The organism is Lelliottia nimipressuralis (assembly GCF_004115925.1).
Classification (GTDB): Bacteria; Pseudomonadota; Gammaproteobacteria; order Enterobacterales; family Enterobacteriaceae; genus Enterobacter; species Enterobacter nimipressuralis.
On the sequence record NZ_SDDX01000011.1, the window covers coordinates 107683 to 126801 of the forward strand.

At 53.7% G+C, this 19119-nt stretch carries 26 protein-coding genes; 13 read left to right on the forward strand and 13 right to left on the reverse strand.

What is annotated here, in order from left to right; genetic code table 11:
- Positions 1 to 16: 16 nt before the first annotated feature.
- The 4 genes from cgtA to rplU form a co-directional block, all read right to left on the reverse strand.
- Positions 17 to 1195 carry an Obg family GTPase CgtA gene (gene cgtA / locus ETG88_RS10645; protein WP_100778742.1) on the reverse strand — a complete coding sequence of 393 codons (1179 nt, stop codon included), beginning with the start codon at positions 1193 to 1195 and terminating at the stop codon, positions 17 to 19.
- A 15-nt stretch (positions 1196 to 1210) separates the two neighbouring features.
- On the reverse strand, positions 1211 to 2176 hold the full coding sequence (locus ETG88_RS10650) for a DMT family transporter (RefSeq protein WP_129035383.1): 966 nt from the start codon (positions 2174 to 2176) through the stop codon (positions 1211 to 1213).
- Positions 2177 to 2271: 95 nt separating this feature from the next.
- Positions 2272 to 2529, reverse strand: a complete 258-nt coding sequence (gene rpmA / locus ETG88_RS10655; protein WP_004385076.1) for a 50S ribosomal protein L27 — start codon at positions 2527 to 2529, stop codon at positions 2272 to 2274.
- A 19-nt stretch (positions 2530 to 2548) separates the two neighbouring features.
- A complete protein-coding gene (gene rplU / locus ETG88_RS10660) occupies positions 2549 to 2860 on the reverse strand; it encodes a 50S ribosomal protein L21 (RefSeq protein ID WP_095284390.1) in 312 nt (103 codons plus the stop codon).
- A 257-nt stretch (positions 2861 to 3117) separates the two neighbouring features.
- Between rplU and ispB the strand changes: the two genes are divergently transcribed.
- On the forward strand, positions 3118 to 4089 hold the full coding sequence (ispB, locus tag ETG88_RS10665) for an octaprenyl diphosphate synthase (protein WP_102105489.1): 972 nt from the start codon (positions 3118 to 3120) through the stop codon (positions 4087 to 4089).
- A gap of 226 nt (positions 4090 to 4315) precedes the next feature.
- On the forward strand, positions 4316 to 4603 hold the full coding sequence (gene sfsB, locus ETG88_RS10670) for a DNA-binding transcriptional regulator SfsB (protein WP_100778739.1): 288 nt from the start codon (positions 4316 to 4318) through the stop codon (positions 4601 to 4603).
- A gap of 63 nt (positions 4604 to 4666) precedes the next feature.
- Here the strand turns inward: sfsB and murA are convergent, their stop codons facing one another.
- The 7 genes from murA to mlaF all read right to left on the reverse strand — a co-directional run bounded on the left by murA (position 4667) and on the right by mlaF (position 9459).
- Entirely contained in the window at positions 4667 to 5926 is a 1260-nt protein-coding gene (gene murA / locus ETG88_RS10675; RefSeq protein WP_100778738.1) for a UDP-N-acetylglucosamine 1-carboxyvinyltransferase, read from the reverse strand.
- 50 nt (positions 5927 to 5976) lie between these two features.
- A complete protein-coding gene (ibaG, locus tag ETG88_RS10680) occupies positions 5977 to 6231 on the reverse strand; it encodes a BolA family iron metabolism protein IbaG (protein ID WP_100778737.1) in 255 nt (84 codons plus the stop codon).
- A gap of 125 nt (positions 6232 to 6356) precedes the next feature.
- A complete protein-coding gene (gene mlaB / locus ETG88_RS10685; protein ID WP_129035384.1) occupies positions 6357 to 6650 on the reverse strand; it encodes a lipid asymmetry maintenance protein MlaB in 294 nt (97 codons plus the stop codon).
- On the reverse strand, positions 6650 to 7285 hold the full coding sequence (mlaC, locus tag ETG88_RS10690; protein WP_100778735.1) for a phospholipid-binding protein MlaC: 636 nt from the start codon (positions 7283 to 7285) through the stop codon (positions 6650 to 6652). Before mlaC ends, mlaB begins: the two co-directional genes overlap by 1 nt.
- A gap of 3 nt (positions 7286 to 7288) precedes the next feature.
- Positions 7289 to 7852 carry an outer membrane lipid asymmetry maintenance protein MlaD gene (gene mlaD / locus ETG88_RS10695; RefSeq protein WP_100780811.1) on the reverse strand — a complete coding sequence of 188 codons (564 nt, stop codon included), beginning with the start codon at positions 7850 to 7852 and terminating at the stop codon, positions 7289 to 7291.
- A gap of 4 nt (positions 7853 to 7856) precedes the next feature.
- A complete protein-coding gene (gene mlaE / locus ETG88_RS10700; RefSeq protein WP_100778734.1) occupies positions 7857 to 8639 on the reverse strand; it encodes a lipid asymmetry maintenance ABC transporter permease subunit MlaE in 783 nt (260 codons plus the stop codon).
- Between the two features lie 7 nt (positions 8640 to 8646).
- The gene (gene mlaF, locus ETG88_RS10705) at positions 8647 to 9459 is read right to left on the reverse strand and encodes a phospholipid ABC transporter ATP-binding protein MlaF (RefSeq protein ID WP_100778733.1); all 813 of its coding nucleotides are present in this window, start codon (positions 9457 to 9459) and stop codon (positions 8647 to 8649) included.
- A gap of 227 nt (positions 9460 to 9686) precedes the next feature.
- On the opposite strand from mlaF, the gene ETG88_RS10710 reads away from it, so the two are divergent.
- From ETG88_RS10710 to npr, 11 genes are all read left to right on the forward strand, one after another.
- The gene (locus ETG88_RS10710) at positions 9687 to 10664 is read left to right on the forward strand and encodes a calcium/sodium antiporter (protein ID WP_102105490.1); all 978 of its coding nucleotides are present in this window, start codon (positions 9687 to 9689) and stop codon (positions 10662 to 10664) included.
- A gap of 13 nt (positions 10665 to 10677) precedes the next feature.
- Positions 10678 to 11664: an arabinose-5-phosphate isomerase KdsD gene (gene kdsD, locus ETG88_RS10715; protein WP_100778731.1), complete on the forward strand. Its 987-nt coding sequence runs from the start codon at positions 10678 to 10680 to the stop codon at positions 11662 to 11664.
- Positions 11665 to 11678: 14 nt separating this feature from the next.
- Entirely contained in the window at positions 11679 to 12245 is a 567-nt protein-coding gene (kdsC, locus tag ETG88_RS10720) for a 3-deoxy-manno-octulosonate-8-phosphatase KdsC (RefSeq protein WP_102105492.1), read from the forward strand.
- Complete coding sequence (gene lptC, locus ETG88_RS10725; protein WP_100778729.1) at positions 12242 to 12817, forward strand: LPS export ABC transporter periplasmic protein LptC; 576 nt, start codon at positions 12242 to 12244, stop codon at positions 12815 to 12817. The genes kdsC and lptC overlap by 4 nt, the downstream gene beginning before the upstream one ends.
- Positions 12786 to 13340: a lipopolysaccharide ABC transporter substrate-binding protein LptA gene (lptA, locus tag ETG88_RS10730; protein ID WP_100778728.1), complete on the forward strand. Its 555-nt coding sequence runs from the start codon at positions 12786 to 12788 to the stop codon at positions 13338 to 13340. The genes lptC and lptA overlap by 32 nt, the downstream gene beginning before the upstream one ends.
- A gap of 6 nt (positions 13341 to 13346) precedes the next feature.
- Positions 13347 to 14072 (forward strand): LPS export ABC transporter ATP-binding protein, encoded by a 726-nt coding sequence (gene lptB, locus ETG88_RS10735; RefSeq protein ID WP_100778727.1) that lies wholly within the window; start codon positions 13347 to 13349, stop codon positions 14070 to 14072.
- 47 nt (positions 14073 to 14119) lie between these two features.
- A complete protein-coding gene (gene rpoN, locus ETG88_RS10740; protein WP_102105493.1) occupies positions 14120 to 15553 on the forward strand; it encodes an RNA polymerase factor sigma-54 in 1434 nt (477 codons plus the stop codon).
- A 22-nt stretch (positions 15554 to 15575) separates the two neighbouring features.
- Positions 15576 to 15863: a ribosome hibernation promoting factor gene (hpf, locus tag ETG88_RS10745; RefSeq protein ID WP_100778725.1), complete on the forward strand. Its 288-nt coding sequence runs from the start codon at positions 15576 to 15578 to the stop codon at positions 15861 to 15863.
- An 82-nt stretch (positions 15864 to 15945) separates the two neighbouring features.
- Positions 15946 to 16437, forward strand: a complete 492-nt coding sequence (ptsN, locus tag ETG88_RS10750; RefSeq protein WP_100778724.1) for a PTS IIA-like nitrogen regulatory protein PtsN — start codon at positions 15946 to 15948, stop codon at positions 16435 to 16437.
- A 45-nt stretch (positions 16438 to 16482) separates the two neighbouring features.
- Positions 16483 to 17337 (forward strand): RNase adapter RapZ, encoded by an 855-nt coding sequence (gene rapZ / locus ETG88_RS10755; RefSeq protein WP_100778723.1) that lies wholly within the window; start codon positions 16483 to 16485, stop codon positions 17335 to 17337.
- Positions 17334 to 17606: a PTS phosphocarrier protein NPr gene (gene npr, locus ETG88_RS10760; protein WP_095283587.1), complete on the forward strand. Its 273-nt coding sequence runs from the start codon at positions 17334 to 17336 to the stop codon at positions 17604 to 17606. Before rapZ ends, npr begins: the two co-directional genes overlap by 4 nt.
- A 4-nt stretch (positions 17607 to 17610) precedes the next feature.
- On the opposite strand, the gene mtgA is transcribed toward npr, so the two are convergent.
- Complete coding sequence (gene mtgA, locus ETG88_RS10765) at positions 17611 to 18339, reverse strand: monofunctional biosynthetic peptidoglycan transglycosylase (RefSeq protein WP_129035385.1); 729 nt, start codon at positions 18337 to 18339, stop codon at positions 17611 to 17613.
- Positions 18336 to 18989, reverse strand: a complete 654-nt coding sequence (gene elbB / locus ETG88_RS10770) for an isoprenoid biosynthesis glyoxalase ElbB (RefSeq protein ID WP_129035386.1) — start codon at positions 18987 to 18989, stop codon at positions 18336 to 18338. Before elbB ends, mtgA begins: the two co-directional genes overlap by 4 nt.
- Between the last annotated feature and the right edge of the window lie 130 nt (positions 18990 to 19119).

The window sequence follows — 19119 nt, forward strand, 5'->3', positions numbered from 1 at the left end:
GGGGCTTCTTAGCGGATTAGTGCTTGTAGATGAATTCGACACCTTCTTCGTCGTCTTCGTCCCAGTCATCATCCCAGTCTTCGTCATCTTCGACGTCAACTTCTTGTTCTTCGAGCTGCTGGCGATGATAGTCATCCCACATAAACTCAACTTTCTCAGGCCCTTTCACTTCTTCTGCCTGAGCAACTGGGTTTTCGATGATAAACGTCATCACATCCCAGCAAAGATCTTTCACGCCCATCTGGCTTGCCGCAGAGATCAGGTAGTATTTGTCTTCCCAACCCATTGCTTCAGCGATGGCTTTCGCTTTCGCTTCTGCTTCGGCTTTGTCCATCAGGTCGATCTTGTTAAAGACCAGCCAGCGCGGTTTAGCGGCCAGCTTATCGCTGTATTTCTCCAGCTCACCGATGATGATGCGCGCATTCTCAACCGGATCAGAACCGTCGATCGGATCGATATCGATGAGGTGCAACAGAACACGACAACGCTCAAGGTGTTTCAGGAAGCGAATACCGAGGCCTGCGCCTTCAGCCGCACCCGCAATCAGACCAGGGATATCGGCGACCACAAAGCTCTTTTCGTTATCCATACGGACAACGCCGAGGCTTGGTACCAGGGTCGTAAACGGATAATCCGCCACTTTTGGTTTCGCCGCAGAGACCGCACGAATGAATGTCGATTTACCGGCGTTTGGCATGCCCAGCATACCCACATCCGCCAGCAGCATCAGTTCCAGCTGCAGATCGCGTTTATCGCCCGGCGTACCCATCGTTTTTTGACGCGGAGTACGGTTTACAGAGGATTTGAAACGGCTGTTACCCAGACCGTGCCAGCCACCTTTTGCCACCATCAGACGCTGACCGTGTTTGGTCATGTCACCCATGGTCTCGCCCGTACCCTGATCGATAACACGCGTACCGACAGGCACTTTAATGGTGACGTCTTTGCCGCGTTTACCGGTACAGTCGCGGCTCTGACCATTCTGCCCACGCTCCGCGCGGAAAGATTTTTCAAAGCGGTAGTCGATCAGCGTGTTGAGGTTTTCATCCGCCTCTAACCACACGTCACCACCATCTCCACCGTCGCCGCCGTCAGGGCCGCCACGAGGAATGTATTTTTCACGGCGGAAGCTAACGCAACCATTACCGCCATCACCTGCAACAACCAGGATCGTTGCTTCATCAACAAACTTCATCTTACTCTCCGTAAATCATTCGCCTGAGCGGGGGACAACTACAACCGCTTCACTTTTGCGCCAACGTCCCCAAAGACGATGACCAATGGCGGAATACATCGCGCCCGCAACCACGACAAACGCACCGAGATAACCCAACAGGTTTAACATCGGTTTGACGAAGAAATCGGGCCAGGCCATTGATAACAAATCTGAAAATAACAGCGTAAACAGCGGCGTGAGTGTAATCAGGGCACTCACTTGTGCTGCCTGCCAGCGCGCCATCGCTTCGGCCAGCGCGCCATAACCGACCAGCGTGTTAAGCCCACAAAAAATGAGGCACGCCAGTTGCCAGTCGCTTAACTGAGTAATCACACCCGGTTTCGCCAACGGCAGTAGTGCTATCGTACACAAAGTGTACAGCAAAAAGAGGATCTGCTGTGAGGCAAGTCTGCGCAATAACACCTTTTGCGCGACGCCGTAGCTCACCCAGACCGTTGCTGCCCCGACGCCAAAAATCACACCCCAGGTGTAATCTGTCAGTCGGGTAAAGATCTCAATCAGGCTGGTGTTAAAGAACATCACCAGACCACACAGCAACATGATTGCCCCGATGATCTGTGTGCCGCGCATCTTTTCCTTGAGGATAAAGACGCTGGCCACCATCATGCCAACCGGTGAAAGCTGACCAATCACCTGAGACGCGGTGGGACTTAAATACTGCAAGGAAGAGCTGAACAGAATGAAGTTACCGAACAGACCGCCCGTCGCAATAGCCAGAAGCACCAGCCAGCGTGGTTTACGGAAAATCCGCAGCCGCGGCAGTTTGCCTTTTATCGCCAGAATCGCGCCAAGGCCGATACTGGCCATCAGAAAGCGATAAAACACCACTGTTGGCGGTTCCATCACTTCCAGGACCTGCTTCATTGCAATTGGCAACGCCCCCCAGCACACCGCTGTAGTGAGTGCCAGAAGAATGCCGATGCCAGCCTGCTGTTTCATGCCGGTTTTCCCTGCAGAAAATTTTCCGGGTTTTCAATGTAAAAAGCCCCGCAACACGTTGCGGGGCTTTAATCCGTTACCGGACCACGAAAAACTTACTCAGCAACGATGCTGATGTATTTACGGTTGTTCGGGCCTTTAACTTCAAATTTCACTTTACCGTCTGCTTTAGCAAACAGAGTGTGGTCACGACCGCAACCTACGTTATTGCCAGCGTGGAATTTGGTGCCACGTTGACGAACGATGATGCTACCCGCCAGAACAGATTCGCCACCGAAACGCTTAACGCCAAGACGTTTAGCTTCTGAGTCGCGACCGTTACGAGTTGAGCCGCCAGCCTTTTTATGTGCCATTTAAATCTCTCCTCAGGTCTTAGGCGCTGATGCCAGTAATTTTCACATCAGTGAACCACTGACGGTGGCCCTGCTGCTTACGGTAGTGTTTACGACGACGAAACTTAACGATTTTAACTTTCTCGCCACGACCATGAGCAACAACTTCAGCTTTAATCACGCCGCCATCAACGAAAGGAACGCCGATTTTGACTTCTTCACCGTTTGCGATCATCAGAACTTCAGCGAACTCAACAGCTTCGCCAGTTGCGATGTCCAGCTTTTCCAGGCGAATGGTCTGACCTTCGCTTACTCGGTGTTGTTTACCACCACTTTGGAAAACCGCGTACATATAGAACTCCGCTTCCGCGCACATCCTCGTGTGATTCAGAGTGCGCTATAAATATTCACAATAGGGCGCGAATATTACGCAAAACGCGAGCCTTTGACAAGTGCTACCATCAATACATGAAGAAAAAAAACACAACGCGTACGCTAACGTTTATCTGAGCCGTTTTTTCAGTACAATCAGCAATACTATTGATAAACCGAAACCTTCATTAGCCCAGTAGTCATGCGCTAAACAGAATAAGAAGCCCGGCTTTTGCGATGAATTTAGAAAAAATCAACGAGTTAACCGCGCAAGATATGGCGGGTGTGAATGCAGCAATCCTGGAGCAACTCAACTCTGATGTTCAACTCATCAATCAGTTGGGTTATTACATTGTCAGTGGCGGCGGTAAACGTATCCGCCCGATGATCGCCATCCTGGCCGCGAGAGCCATTGGCTATCAGGGAAATGATCACGTCAATATCGCGGCCCTGATTGAGTTTATCCACACAGCCACGCTGCTGCATGATGATGTGGTGGATGAATCCGATATGCGTCGCGGTAAAGCCACTGCGAACGCCGCCTTTGGCAACGCCGCCAGCGTTCTGGTCGGCGATTTTATCTATACCCGCGCCTTCCAGATGATGACGCGTCTCGGCTCGCTCAAAGTGCTGGAGGTGATGTCTGAAGCCGTGAACGTCATCGCTGAAGGCGAAGTGCTGCAGCTGATGAACGTCAACGACCCGGACATCACTGAAGAAAACTACATGCGCGTCATCTACAGTAAAACCGCGCGCCTGTTTGAAGCTGCGGCTCAGTGCTCCGGTATTCTTGCGGGCTGCACCGAGGCGCAGGAGCGGGGTCTGCAGGATTATGGCCGCTACCTGGGCACCGCGTTCCAGCTGATTGACGATCTGCTCGACTACAGCGCCGATGGCGAAACGCTGGGCAAAAACGTCGGAGACGACCTGAACGAAGGTAAACCGACCCTGCCGCTGCTGCACGCAATGCGTAACGGCACGCCAGAGCAGGCAAAGCTTATCCGCGAAGCGATTGAGCAAGGAAACGGCAGACATCTTCTGGAACCCGTACTGGAAACAATGGCAATCTGCGGATCGCTGGACTGGACGCGTCAGCGCGCAGAAGAAGAAGCCGACAAAGCCATTGCCGCTATTCAGGTTATCCCAGACAGCCCATGGCGAGATGCGCTAATCGGGCTGGCACACATCGCCGTTCAGCGCGATCGTTAAGTTCCTTTTTCTCCCCGCGGCATTCGCGGGGAGTTTCAATAAGTTCCCAAAACACCCCATCTACCGTTACACATTCGGCTTACATGCCGTGTGTATAAAGCCTTGATATATTCTGAATGTTGCATCCTGTTATTCGAACTTTTTAGAACGACCGTTCGAAGAAGGTATACTCGCCATGTCAGTTCAGCCGAAATGACGTGGACGTATTTGAACCAGAGGACAGGATATGGATAAGAAATTTATCGACTGGCATTCGGCCGACATTATTGCCGCATTGCGCAAAAAAGGGACATCGCTGGCAGCCGAATCACGACGAAGTGGGTTAAGTTCTTCTACGCTGGCTAACGCGTTAACCCGTCCGTGGCCCAAGGGAGAGTTGATCATTGCCAGTGCGCTGGAAACGCAGCCCTGGATTATCTGGCCCTCGCGCTATCACGATCCCATTACCCACGAATTTATCGACAGAACACGCATGATGCGCAAGAAGACAGAGGGAAAAGAGCGCCAGAACTGACGCTTTGACTCAGACAGGAACAGCAACCCCCCGGTCAATATTGGCAGGGGGCTGCGCGAACGATTACTCGCCCTTCACACGCTCGATATTTGCACCCAGCGCGCGCAGTTTGTCTTCAATACGCTCGTAGCCGCGATCGATATGATAGATACGATCCACAATCGTCGTCCCTTCCGCAATACAACCCGCCAGCACCAGGCTCGCAGAAGCACGTAAATCCGTTGCCATTACCTGCGCACCAGACAGCGTTGCTACACCGTGGCAGATGACTGTATTGCTCTCGATTTCTGCGTGTGCACCCATACGGATCAGTTCCGGTACGTGCATGAAGCGGTTTTCGAAAATGGTTTCAGTGATGAAGCCAGTCCCTTCCGCCACCAGGTTCAGCAGCGTGAATTGCGCCTGCATATCCGTCGGGAAAGCCGGGTGTGGTGCCGTACGCACGTTCACCGCTTTTGGACGGTTGCCATGCATATCCAGGCTGATCCAGTCTTCCCCGATTTCGATATCCGCACCCGCGTCACGCAGTTTTGCCAGAACCGCATCCAGCGTATCCGGCTGCGCGTTGCGGCAGATGATTTTGCCGCCAGAAATGGCAGCAGCAACCAGGAAAGTACCGGTCTCGATACGGTCTGGCAGAACACGATACACACCGCCGCCCAGGCGCTCAACGCCTTCGATGGTAATACGGTCGGTACCCTGCCCGGTGATCTTCGCACCCAGCGCCACGAGGAAGTTCGCGGTATCCACGATTTCCGGCTCGCGCGCGGCGTTTTCGATAACCGTAGTTCCTTCAGCCAGCGTCGCCGCAGACATGATGGTGACGGTCGCGCCAACGCTCACTTTATCCATTACAATGTGCGCGCCTTTCAGACGGCCATTGACGGACGCTTTCACGTAACCTTCTTCCAGCTTGATCTCTGCGCCCAGTTTTTCCAGACCAAAGATGTGCAGGTCGACCGGACGCGCACCGATAGCACAGCCGCCCGGCAGAGAAACCTGGCCCTGACCAAAACGCGCCACCAGCGGGCCAAGCGCCCAGATGGATGCGCGCATGGTTTTTACCAGGTCGTACGGTGCGGAGAAGTTATTGACGTTGCTGGCATCGATCCACACGGAACCATTGCGCTCCACTTTGGTGCCCAGCTGAGTGAGCAACTTCATGGTGGTGTCGATATCTTTCAGTTTCGGTACGTTCTGGATTTCTACCGGCTCTTCCGCAAGCAGTGCGGCGAAGAGGATCGGCAGCGCAGCGTTTTTCGCGCCGGAAATTGTGACTTCGCCCTGGAGACGCGTAGGTCCCTGTACACGAAATTTGTCCATGATGTGCTCTCTTATGAATTCAACCGTGCTGCGGGCTAGACACCCTCAGCTCAAAAACCGTTTAGCTTGCGATCGCGTTCCCACTCTTGCGGGGTGTACGCTTTGATCGACAGAGCGTGAATGCGATTATCTGCAATGTATTCCATCAGCGGCGCGTAGACAGCCTGCTGTTTTTTCACACGGCTCATGCCGTCGAAAATCTCACCCACAGCAATAACCTGAAAGTGACTGCCATCGCCAGTGACGTGGACTTCCTGAAGGGAGAGTGCGTTCATCAGCACTGTCTGGATTTCATGATTTTCCATGGGTTCTAAATCATCGGGTAGTGAAACAAGCCCAACATCTTAGAGCAAAGTGACGCAGGCTTAAACAGGCAAAAAGCCCCGACGATGAAACAGTCGAGGCTTTCAGAAGTAACGCACTGAAAATATTAACGAGGTAAAACGTCTTCGGGCAGATTATAGAGCAGCACCAGCGTCAGCACCTTTTCGCTGACCCCGCTTAACGTGACCGCCTGGCCCAGCTTTTTACCTTCAGCCACCAGATGGACCAGCAGCGCAACGCCTGCCGTATCCACGCGGGTAACGTGGGTTAAATCGATAAGCTTAACGCCCTGCATGACGTCACGACGCACATCCCACAGGGGGTTCAGCAGATCCTGGTCAAGTTCACCGGACAGCGCGAGTTTGTCGCCTTCACGCGACCAGCTAAATGGCTGCGTCATTACTTTTTCTCGTCCAGAGAAATTTTCTGGCTGGAGATCGATTTCAGCTGTGCGGTCAGGCCATCAATACCTTTAGTACGCAGCAGATCGCTCCACTCGTTCTGTTTGGTCGTGATCATGCTCACCCCTTCGGCGATCATGTCATAGGCCTGCCAGTTGCCCGTCTGGGAGTTTTTACGCCACTGGAAGTCCAGGCGCACCGGAGGACGGCCGTTCGGATCGATAATGGTCACACGAATCGGTACGATGGTCGCGTCACCCAGCGGTTGTTCCGGAGCGATTTGATAGGTCTGACCGTGGTACATCGCCAGCGCCTGGCCGTACGCCTGTTTCAGGTATTCACGGAAAGCGGCAAAGTAAGCATCGCGCTGCGCAGGAGTCGCATCTTTGTAATAGCGGCCCAGCACCAGCGCACCCGCATATTTCACCTGCACATACGGCAGCAGTTCCTGATCCACCACATCACGCAGGTAATCCGGGTTTGCACGAATTTTAGGTTGCTCGTTTTTCAGGCGATCAAAGGTCTTCTGCGCCGCCTCATCCATCAGTTTATAGGGGTTGCTCTGATCCGCAGCAACAGCTGCACTCAACGGGGCAATCACCAGCATGGCAACCATTAACAGTCGTTTAATCATGAATTACTTCTCCTGAGATGAATTCGTCGTGCCAGGGGTCGGCGCGACGTCAGTTTGGCCTTCACTCTGTGCAGAGGTATCGTCGGATTTCTTATCATCTCCTTTACCGCTGTAAAGGAACTGACCAATCATATCTTCAAGCACCATGGCTGACTTCGTATCCTGAATCACGCCGCCGTCTTTAAGAATAGACGTTCCCAGCTCAGGATCTTCAAAGCCGACGTTCAGCGCCAGGTATTGCTCGCCCAGCAGACCGGACGTGCGAATAGACAGCGAACTGGTGTCCGGAATGTGGTTGTAGCGCTCTTCAATATCCATTTCGACGCGCGGCAGATAGGTTTTTTCATCCAGCGTGATGTCTGAAACGCGGCCAATCACCACACCGCCGATGCGCACCGGCGAACGCGCCTTCAGACCACCAATATTATCGAAGGTCGCATAGAGACGATAAGTGGGTTCAGTCCGAATGGAGGTGATATCCGCCGCTCTGAGACAGATAAACAGCGCAGCCAGAAGTGCCAGCAGCAGAAACACACCTACCCAAATTTCACTTTTTCTTGTTTGCATGAACTCAATTCCCAAACATCAGTGCGGTGAGCACAAAATCCAGGCCAAGAACGGCCAGCGACGAATGAACCACAGTACGCGTTGTCGCGCGACTGATGCCCTCAGAAGTTGGTATCGCGTCATATCCGTTGAACAACGCAATCCAGGTCACAGTCACGGCGAATACCGCGCTCTTAATCAGGCAGTTCACCAGGTCCATGCGCAGATCGACGGCATCCTGCATTGCAGACCAGAAGAAACCGGCATCAATCCCTTTCCACTGCACGCCAACTAATGAACCGCCCCAGATACCGACGGCGACAAACAGAATGGTCAGCAGCGGCAGAGAGATCACCCCCGCCCAGAAACGCGGCGAGATCACGCGGCGCAGCGGGTCGACCGCCATCATCTCCATACTGGAGAGCTGTTCCGTCGCGCGCATCAGGCCAATTTCGGCGGTTAACGCGGAACCGGCGCGGCCGGCGAATAACAGTGCCGCCACCACCGGGCCAAGCTCACGCAGAAGCGAAAGCGCCACCAGCATACCGAGACTGGTTTCTGCACTGTAGGTGGTCAGCACCAGATAGCCCTGCAGCCCCAGCACCATGCCGATAAACAGACCCGACACGATGATAATCAGCATCGACAGCACGCCGACATTATAGAGCTGACGAATCAGCAACGGGGAGTGTTTGCGGAATTCCGGCTTACCCACCAGCGCATTGAACAACATCAACCCGGCACGCCCGAACGTCCTGATGGTTTTTATGCCACGGTGTCCAAGGGCGGCCAACGCATTTAACAGCATCAGCGGCTTAACTCCCTATTCCCAGTAAATCGTGATGATAGTCACCCGCCGGATAACGGAACGGCACAGGACCATCCGCTATCCCGTCGAGGAACTGGCGAACGCGCGGGTCACTGTTGTTCTGTAGCGCCTGAGCACCGCCGTGGGCGACGATCTTTTTATCCGCCACAATATAGGCGTAATCCGCGATGCTCAGTACCTCAGGCACATCGTGTGAAACCACAATGCATGTGACACCCAGCGAGCTGTTCAGTTCTGAAATCAATTTCACCAGCACGCCCATGGTAATCGGGTCCTGGCCGACGAAAGGTTCATCGAACATGATTAAATCGGGTTCGAGCGCAATCGCACGCGCCAGTGCGGCACGACGCGCCATCCCGCCGGAAAGCTCTGACGGCATCAGTTTGGCCGCCCCGCGCAATCCCACGGCTTCCAGCTTCATCATCACCGTCGTTTTCAACAGTTCCGGGGAGAGACGCGTATGCTCGCGCAGCGGATAGGCGACGTTATCAAAGACGTTCATGTCGGTGAATAGCGCGCCAGACTGAAACAGCATGCTCATCCGTTTACGGACGGTATACAGGCGTGAACGCGACATCTGTGGGACATTTTCACCGTCGAAAAGAATTTCACCGCGGTCCGGTGGGATCTGCCCACCAATCAGACGCAGCAGTGTGGTTTTGCCGATGCCGGATGGCCCCATGATCGCGGTGATCTTACCCCGCGGCACCGTCAGCGTGATGTTTTCGAATATCAATCGGTTAGCGCGAGAGAAGCTGACGTCACGGACGTCGACTAAATTCGCCATCGTTTGGCTCATTTAACGTTCCTTTCTTTCCCATCAAGGTTAAGCATGGCGCTTAATTCAGCCTTAAACCCGACATTTTTGCAGATAATTATCCGCTCAGGTTAGCGAAAGCTGGCATTTGTTTTACTTTTCCGGCGCATAAAGTCAAAATTAGGAATTCGTTACGTCTACAGACTGCATGCGGCGCCAGAGATTCATTCTCAGTGGACCGGCGAGTATACCTGAATAAAGGATTTTTGATGCTTTTAGCAACGGCACTGTTAATAATTGGTTTACTTCTGGTGGTCTACAGTGCTGACCGTTTGGTTTTCGCCGCATCGATCCTGTGCAGACTCTTTGGGATACCGCCGCTGATTATTGGCATGACGGTGGTGAGCGTCGGCACATCGCTTCCGGAAATTATTGTCTCTGTTTCCGCGTCGCTCCATGGCCAGGTCGATCTCGCCATTGGTACCGCGATCGGCTCGAATATCGTTAATATTTTATTGATCCTTGGCCTTGCCGCACTGCTGCATCCATTTCGCGTGGATTCTGATGTTCTGCGCCGCGAATTGCCGCTAATGTTAATTGTCAGCCTGCTGGCAGGCTATGTGCTTTATGATGGGCAACTGACCTTCGACGACGGTATTTTACTGCTGGCGCTGGCAATCATCTGGCTGCTCTATATCGTCAAGATTGCCCGGCTGGCGGAAAAACAGGGGAATGATAGCCTTACGCGTGAGCAGGTGGCTGAACTTCCTCGTGAAGGCACCCTGCCCGTTGCCCTGCTGTGGCTCGGCGTGGCGCTGATTATTATGCCGATGGCCACCCGTATGGTTGTCGACAACGCCACCGTACTGGCCAACTACTTCGCGATTAGCGAACTGACGATTGGCCTGACGGTAATTGCGATCGGTACCAGCCTGCCAGAACTGGCCACGGCGATCGCGGGCGCACGGAAAGGCGAAGGTGATATCGCAATTGGCAATATCATTGGCTCGAACATCTTCAACATCGCTATCGTTATGGGTTTACCCGCATTGATTGCGCCAGGGGCATTTAACCCGCTGGCCTTCTCCCGCGATTACGGTGTGATGCTGTTCGTCAGCGTGATTTTCGCCCTGCTCTGCTGGCGGCGGAAGCAGCAAATAGGCAAAGGGGCGGGCGCCTTGCTGACAGGTGGTTTTATCGTATGGATGGCGATGCTGTACTGGCTGTCGCCTCTTCTCTCTGGGTAAACGGAAACGCATTATGTCGCAAATAGAATTGCAGCCGGGTTTTGACTTTCAGAAAGCAGGCAAAAAAGTTCTGGAGATTGAACGTGAAGGTCTGGCGCAGTTAGATCAATACATAAATCAGGACTTTAGCCAGGCATGTGAACAAATTGCCGCCTGCACGGGTAAAGTCGTGGTGATGGGAATGGGCAAATCCGGTCACATCGGTCGTAAAATGGCCGCGACCTTCGCCAGTACCGGCACGTCATCCTTCTTCGTCCATCCGGGTGAAGCCGCCCATGGCGATCTCGGAATGGTGACGCCGCAGGACGTGGTGATTGCGCTGTCTAACTCCGGTGAATCCAACGAAATCCTGGCGCTGATCCCGGTGCTCAAGCGTCTGCACGTTCCCCTCATTTGCATGACCAGTCGCCCGGAGAGCAGCATGGCGCGCGCGGCGGATATTCACCTGTGCGTGAAAGTCCCGCAAGAGGCCTGCCCGCTCGGCCTGGCACCGACGTCCAGCACCACTGCGGCGCTGGTGATGGGCGATGCCCTCGCCGTGGCACTGCTCGAAGCACGTGGTTTTACCCCCGAAGATTTTGCCCTCTCTCACCCAGGCGGCGCGCTCGGACGTAAACTTCTGCTGCGCGTGAATGATATTATGCATACCGGCGCGGAAATCCCGCACGTCAGCAAAGATGCCTCGCTGCGTGATGCGCTGCTGGAAATCACCCGTAAAAATCTCGGTATGACGGTCATTTGCGACGACCTGATGAAGATCGAAGGGATCTTTACCGACGGTGATTTGCGTCGCGTCTTTGATATGGGCGTTGACGTGCGCACGCTGGGCATTGCAGATGTGATGACCCCCGGCGGAATTCGGGTCCGGCCTGGTACGCTGGCGGTGGAAGTTTTGAACCTGATGCAGTCCCGTCATATTACCTCAGCCATGGTTGCCGATGGCGACCAACTGCTGGGTGTGGTACATATGCATGATCTTCTGCGCGCAGGCGTAGTGTAATGAAGGATAAGACAATGAGTAATGCGGGTGCATCCCTTGCAACCTGTTATGGCCCGGTCAGTACGCAAATGATGGCAAAGGCGGAAAACATCCGTCTGCTTATTCTGGATGTGGATGGTGTGCTGTCCGATGGCTTAATTTTTATGGGCAATAACGGCGAAGAGCTGAAGGCATTCAACGTGCGCGACGGCTACGGAATTCGCTGTGCGATCACATCCGGCATCGAAGTTGCTATCATCACCGGGCGTAAGGCTAAACTGGTAGAAGATCGCTGCGAAACATTAGGCATTACCCATTTGTATCAGGGGCAATCCGACAAAATGGTCGCGTTCCGGGATTTGCTGGCGAAGCTTGCCATCGCCCCTGAAAACGTCGCCTACGTTGGAGACGATCTGATCGACTGGCCGGTCATGGCTGAAGTCGGGTTGAGCATCGCCGTGGCGGATGCCCATCCTTTGCTGATCCCGCGCGCTGACTATGTCACCCGGATCAACGGCGGTCGCGGCGCCGTTCGTGAAGTCTGCGATTTGTTACTGCTGGCGCAGGGCAAGCTTGATGAGGCCAAAGGGCAATCGATATGAGTAAAACCAGACGTTGGGTTATCATTCTGCTTTCACTGGCCGTACTGGTTCTGATTGGCGTGAATCTCGCCGACCAGGACGACACGCCGGATGAAGTGGTCAGCACCAATGATCCAACCTACAAAAGCGACCACAGCGACACCGTGGTTTACAGCCCTGAAGGCGCCCTGAACTATCGCCTGATTGCGCAGCATGTAGAGTATTTTTCCGATGATGGCATCTCGTGGTTCACCCGACCGGTGATGACCACATTTGATACCAACAAAATTCCAACGTGGTCGATTAAATCTGACAGAGCAAAATTGACGAATGACCGTATGCTTTATTTATATGGTCATGTTGAAGTCAACGCCCTGACGCCAGATTCTCAACTGCGCAAAATTACTACGGATAATGCCCAGATCAACCTGGTCACCCAGGATGTCACGTCTCAGGATCTGGTGACGTTATACGGCACAACATTTAATTCCAGCGGTCTAAGAATGCGCGGGAACTTACGCAGCAAAAACGCCGAGCTGATTGAAAAGGTTAGAACCTCCTATGAAATTCAAAACAAACAAACTCAGCCTTAACTTTATCATTGCCAGCGCGCTGCTGGCCGCCAGTCTCCCCGCGCTTGCTGTTACGGGCGACACTGAGCAGCCTATCCATATCGAATCTGATACTCAGTCGCTTGATATGCAGGGTAACGTCGTGACCTTTACCGGCAACGTCGTCATGACCCAGGGCACGATCAAAATCAATGCCGACAAAGTGGTTGTCACCCGTCCGGGCGGCGAGCAGGGCAAAGAGATTATTGATGGCTACGGTAATCCGGCCACCTTCTATCAGATGCAGGATAACGGCAAGCCGGTGAAAGGCCGCGCCTCTCATATGCACTACGAGCTGGCTAAAGATCTCGTCATCCTGACCGGCAATGCCTATCTGGAACAGCTGGATAGCAACATCACCGGCGATAAGATCACTTATCTGGTGAAAGAGCAGAAAATGCAGGCTTTCAGCGAAAAAGGTAAGCGCGTCACTACCGTTCTGGTTCCGTCTCAGCTGCAGGACAAGAACAAAGACCAGGCCCCGGCACAGAAAAAGAGTAACTAATTCGTTATGGCAACATTAACTGCAAAGAACCTCGCCAAAGCCTATAAAGGCCGCCGCGTCGTGGAAGATGTCAGTCTGACCGTAAACTCCGGCGAAATCGTGGGCCTGTTAGGCCCAAACGGTGCGGGCAAAACCACCACCTTTTACATGGTGGTCGGCATCGTTTCACGCGATGCGGGCAACATTATCATTGATGATGAAGACATCAGCCTGCTGCCACTGCATGCGCGCGCACGTCGTGGTATTGGCTATCTGCCGCAGGAAGCGTCGATTTTCCGTCGTCTGAGCGTGTTCGACAACCTGATGGCCGTGCTGCAAATCCGTGACGATTTGACCTCCGAGCAGCGTCAGGATCGTGCTAACGAACTGATGGAAGAGTTCCACATCGAACATCTGCGCGACAGCCTCGGTCAGGCGCTCTCCGGTGGTGAACGCCGCCGCGTGGAAATCGCCCGTGCGCTTGCCGCAAATCCAAAATTTATCCTGCTGGATGAACCTTTTGCGGGCGTTGACCCTATCTCTGTCATCGACATCAAACGTATTATCGAGCATTTGCGCGACAGCGGCCTCGGTGTGCTCATCACGGACCACAACGTACGTGAAACGCTGGCAGTTTGTGAACGCGCTTATATCGTCAGCCAGGGCCATTTAATTGCCCACGGCACGCCACTCGAAATCCTCGAAGACGAGCATGTGAAGCGTGTGTACCTTGGGGAAGACTTCAGACTCTGATAGGGTAGAGGTTAAGTCACGCCAAAGCGGGGAAAAACGCTCTGAACATGAAGCAAGGTTTGCAATTACGGCTCAGCCAGCAACTGGCGATGACGCCACAGCTACAACAGGCGATTCGTCTGTTGCAGCTGTCCACGTTAGAACTTCAGCAGGAACTCCAGCAGGCGCTGGACAGTAACCCCCTGCTGGAGCAAACCGATCTTCATGACGAGGTTGATACCCAGGAAAAGCAGGACACCGAATCGCTTGATACCGCAGACGCTCTTGAGCAAAAAGAGATGCCGGACGAGCTACCGCTGGACGCCAGCTGGGATGAAATCTACACCGCCGGAACCCCTTCCGGGACGCGTGCAGATTATCAGGATGACGAGCTACCGGTCTATCAGGGTGAAACCACCCAGTCCCTGCAGGATTATCTGATGTGGCAGGTGGAGCTGACGCCATTCACCGAAACCGATCGCGCGATTGCTACCTCGATTGTCGATGCCGTGGATGATACCGGCTATTTGACCGTTTCTCTGGAAGATATTCTGGAGAGCATCGGGAACGGCGATATCGATCTCGATGAGATCGAAGCAGTGCTAAAACGCATCCAGCGCTTTGACCCAGTCGGCGTGGCGGCGAAAGATCTGCGTGATTGCCTGTTGATCCAGCTGTCGCAGTTTGCGAAAGAGACGCCGTGGATCGACGAAGCGCGGTTGATCATCAGCGATCACCTCGATCTGCTGGCGAATCACGACTTCCGCTCGCTGATGCGCGTCACCCGTCTGAAAGAAGATGTGTTGAAAGAGGCGGTGAATCTGATTCAGTCCCTCGATCCGCGCCCCGGACAGTCGATCCAGACCAGCGAACCCGAGTACGTCATTCCTGACGTTCTGGTGCGCAAACACAATGGCCGCTGGGCCGTTGAACTGAATTCCGACAGCATTCCTCGCCTGCAAATCAATCAGCAATACGCCTCCATGTGCACCAGCGTGCGCAACGACTCCGACAATCAATATATTCGTAGCAATCTTCAGGAAGCGCGCTGGCTGATCAAAAGCCTCGAGAGCCGAAATGATACGCTGCTACGGGTGAGTCGTTGCATCGTCGAACAGCAGCAGGCGTTTTTCGATCAGGGCGAAGAGTTTATGAAACCGATGGTGCTGGCGGATATCGCCCAGGCCGTCGAGATGCACGAATCGACCATTTCGCGCGTGACTACGCAGAAGTATCTGCACAGCCCGCGCGGTATTTTTGAGCTTAAGTATTTCTTCTCCAGCCATGTGAATACCGAAGGCGGTGGCGAAGCCTCGTCAACGGCCATTCGCGCACTGGTGAAGAAGTTGATCGCCGCGGAAAACCCCGCGAAGCCACTGAGTGACAGTAAGTTAACCACCATGCTGTCCGACCAGGGTATTATGGTGGCACGTCGTACTGTTGCGAAGTATCGAGAGTCTTTATCCATTCCGCCGTCTAACCAGCGTAAACAACTGGTTTGACACAACCGATAAGGAAGACACTATGCAGCTCAACATCACAGGACAGAATGTCGAGATCACTGAAGCCTTGCGTGATTTTGTGAATACAAAATTCGCCAAACTGGAGCAGTATTTCGAGAGGATCAATCAGGTCTACATTGTGTTAAAAGTGGAGAAAGTGACTCATATCTCGGACGCAACCCTGCATGTCAACGGGGGCGAAATCCATGCCAGTGCGGAAGGGCAAGACATGTATGCGGCTATCGACGGCTTGATTGACAAGCTGGCACGACAGCTTAATAAACATAAAGATAAACTGAAACAACACTAATTGTCCGGGCAGTTAACGGGTGCAGGGCGGCCTGTTGTCAAACACAACAGGCCATTTGTACAGTTAGCGCTTAGGTGAAATTATGATGAACAACGATTCCTCGCTTCAATTGAGTAATGTCCTTAACCAGGAATGTACCCGCAGTGGCGTTCACTGTCAGAGCAAAAAACGGGCTCTGGAAATTATCAGTGAACTGGCTGCAAAACAGTTAAGCCTGCCGCCTCAGGTGGTATTCGAGGCCATTCTGACCCGTGAAAAAATGGGCAGTACCGGCATCGGCAATGGCATCGCCATTCCGCATGGCAAACTGGAAGAAGACACATTACGCGCCGTGGGCGTTTTTGTGCAGCTTGAAACGCCTATCGCTTTTGATGCGATTGATAACCAGCCGGTTGATTTGCTTTTCGCTCTGCTGGTGCCCGCTGACCAGACGAAAACCCATTTGCATACGCTTTCTCTGGTCGCAAAACGTCTGGCGGATAAAACAATTTGCCGCCGTCTGCGCGCAGCCCAAAGTGATGAAGAGCTGTACCAAATTATCACCGAAGCGGAAGGCAATCAGGATGATGCGTAACCAGGAGATGGCCTTCACATCTGCAGTCGTGAGGAGAAACGGAACATGGTGCTGATGATCGTCAGCGGTCGTTCAGGCTCGGGGAAATCCGTGGCCCTGCGAGCGCTCGAAGATATGGGATTTTACTGCGTCGACAACCTTCCGGTTGTCCTGCTGCCCGACCTGGCGCGAACGCTTGCTGACCGGCAGATCTCTGCGGCGGTCAGTATCGACGTGCGCAACATGCCGGAATCCCCGGAAATCTTTGAAGAGGCGATGAACAGCCTGCCGGATAACTTCACGCCGCAGCTGCTGTTCCTTGACGCTGACCGTAACACGCTAATCCGTCGCTACAGTGACACCCGTCGTTTACACCCCCTTTCCAGCAAGAATCTGTCGCTTGAAAGTGCCATCGACGAAGAGAGCGATCTGCTGGAACCGCTGCGTTCCCGTGCAGATCTGATCGTCGATACCTCTGAAATGTCCGTGCATGAGCTGGCAGAAATGCTGCGTACCCGCCTGTTGGGTAAACGCGAGCGCGAGCTGACCATGGTGTTCGAATCCTTTGGCTTCAAACACGGCATTCCAATCGATGCGGATTATGTGTTCGACGTACGATTCCTGCCGAACCCGCACTGGGACCCGAAACTGCGTCCAATGACCGGTCTGGACAAGCCCGTGGCGGCATTCCTCGATCGTCACACAGAAGTTCACAATTTTATCTACCAGACGCGAAGCTACCTTGAGCTATGGTTACCTATGCTGGAAACCAACAATCGTAGCTACCTGACGGTCGCAATTGGTTGTACCGGCGGTAAACATCGTTCGGTGTATATTGCCGAACAGCTGGCTGATTACTTCCGCTCACGCGGTAAAAACGTTCAGTCTCGTCATCGCACGCTGGAAAAACGTAAAACATGACCGTAAAACATACCGTAGAGATCACCAACAAGCTGGGCATGCATGCACGCCCGGCGATGAAACTGTTTGAACTGATGCAAGGATTTGATGCGGAAGTGCTGCTGCGTAACGATGAAGGCACAGAAGCAGAAGCCAACAGCGTGATTGCGTTGCTGATGCTGGATTCCGCAAAGGGCCGACAGATTGAAGTGGAAGCGACCGGTCCGCAGGAAGTCGAAGCGCTGGCTGCGGTCGTCGCGCTGTTCAACGCCGGATTTGATGAGGACTAAGTCCTCATCTGTACAATTTATTCCTGGTCATAAACCCTTCCCCGCCCAACTGTCGCATCTGGCGCATGATCCACGCCTGACGGTTGCGGACATACCCTGACGGCGCATCCGCTTTATAGCGAATCGGGTTAGGTAACACCGCGGCCAGCAGTGCGGCCTCGGCTTGAGTCAGGCGGCTGGCGGGTTTGTGGAAATAGCGTTGTGCCGCCGCCTCAACGCCAAACACCCCATCACCAAACTCAGCGATATTGAGATACACCGTCAGAATGCGTTTTTTACTCCAGACGGTCTCCATGCCCAGCGTCAGACCCGCCTCCAGCCCTTTGCGCACCCAGCTTCTGCCATCCCATAAAAACAGGTTTTTCGCCGTCTGCTGAGAGAGCGTCGAGGCACCGCGCACGCGATTTTCATTCCGCTCATTGTGAGCCAGCGCTTTTTCAATCGCCGAGACGTCAAAGCCCCAGTGTTCCGGGAATTTCTGATCTTCCGCCGCGATAACCGCCAGTCCCATCCACGGGGAGATTTCGTCCATGCTCACCCAGTCCGAGTGGGCCACATAGCTGAAGTCCCCCGTCAACCATGCACTGAGCTGGCGCTCAACCATGACCGCAGAAAACGGCACTGGCACAATGCTGAACAGCGCGATGCCACCACCCCAGAACACCGCAAGCGCCAGCAGCGCGCGCAGCACAATGCGTTTCGCCCAAGCGACAGGAGAGCGATTTTTACTCACCGGGAAAGCACCAGCACGCGTTCGACCAGTTTCTCAATACCGACGGCCGCTTCAGCGATAGTTTGCGCCAGCATATAGGCGGGCGTGGTCACGATTTTATTGTCCTCGTCGACCACGATATCTTCCACCGGGCACGGCACATGCTCGCCGCCCATCTCTTCGATCACTTCAGCGGTATCGATGTCAGTCCCGATGGTCAGGCGCAGCGGGAAATCAAAAATCTTAGGCAGCATCGCAGGGGCGATGCACATAAAGCCCAGCGGTTTTCCTGCGGCGTGCATACGCTGCGCCAGCGCTTTCAGCGCATCATCGACCCGACATTCACTGCCCTGGCTGGCGAAATTACTCAAATTTTTGGTGGCACCAAAACCACCTGGCACGATCAGGGCATCCAGCTCCTCGGCATTGGCCTGTGCCAGCGGCTGGATATTGCCACGGGCAATGCGCGCCGCTTCAATCAGCACATTGCGGGTTTCCGGCATTAATTCACCAGATAAATGATTGATAACATCCGTCTGGCTTTTATCTGGCGCAAAACAGATCGCTTCTGCACCCTGTTTCGCCAGTGCGAGCAGCGTCAGAACTGACTCGTGAATCTCTGCGCCGTCGTAAACGCCGCAGCCGCTCAGTACAACACCTACCTTTTTCATTTCGCCGTCCCTTCTCTCCAACTATCTGAAGCACATTAAAAATTCTGATTAAAACGCTATGCTTCACACATTTCACTGATTCCTGTAACAAATCATTTAAGATTTGCTATCTTAACTGCGTGCGGCCTAA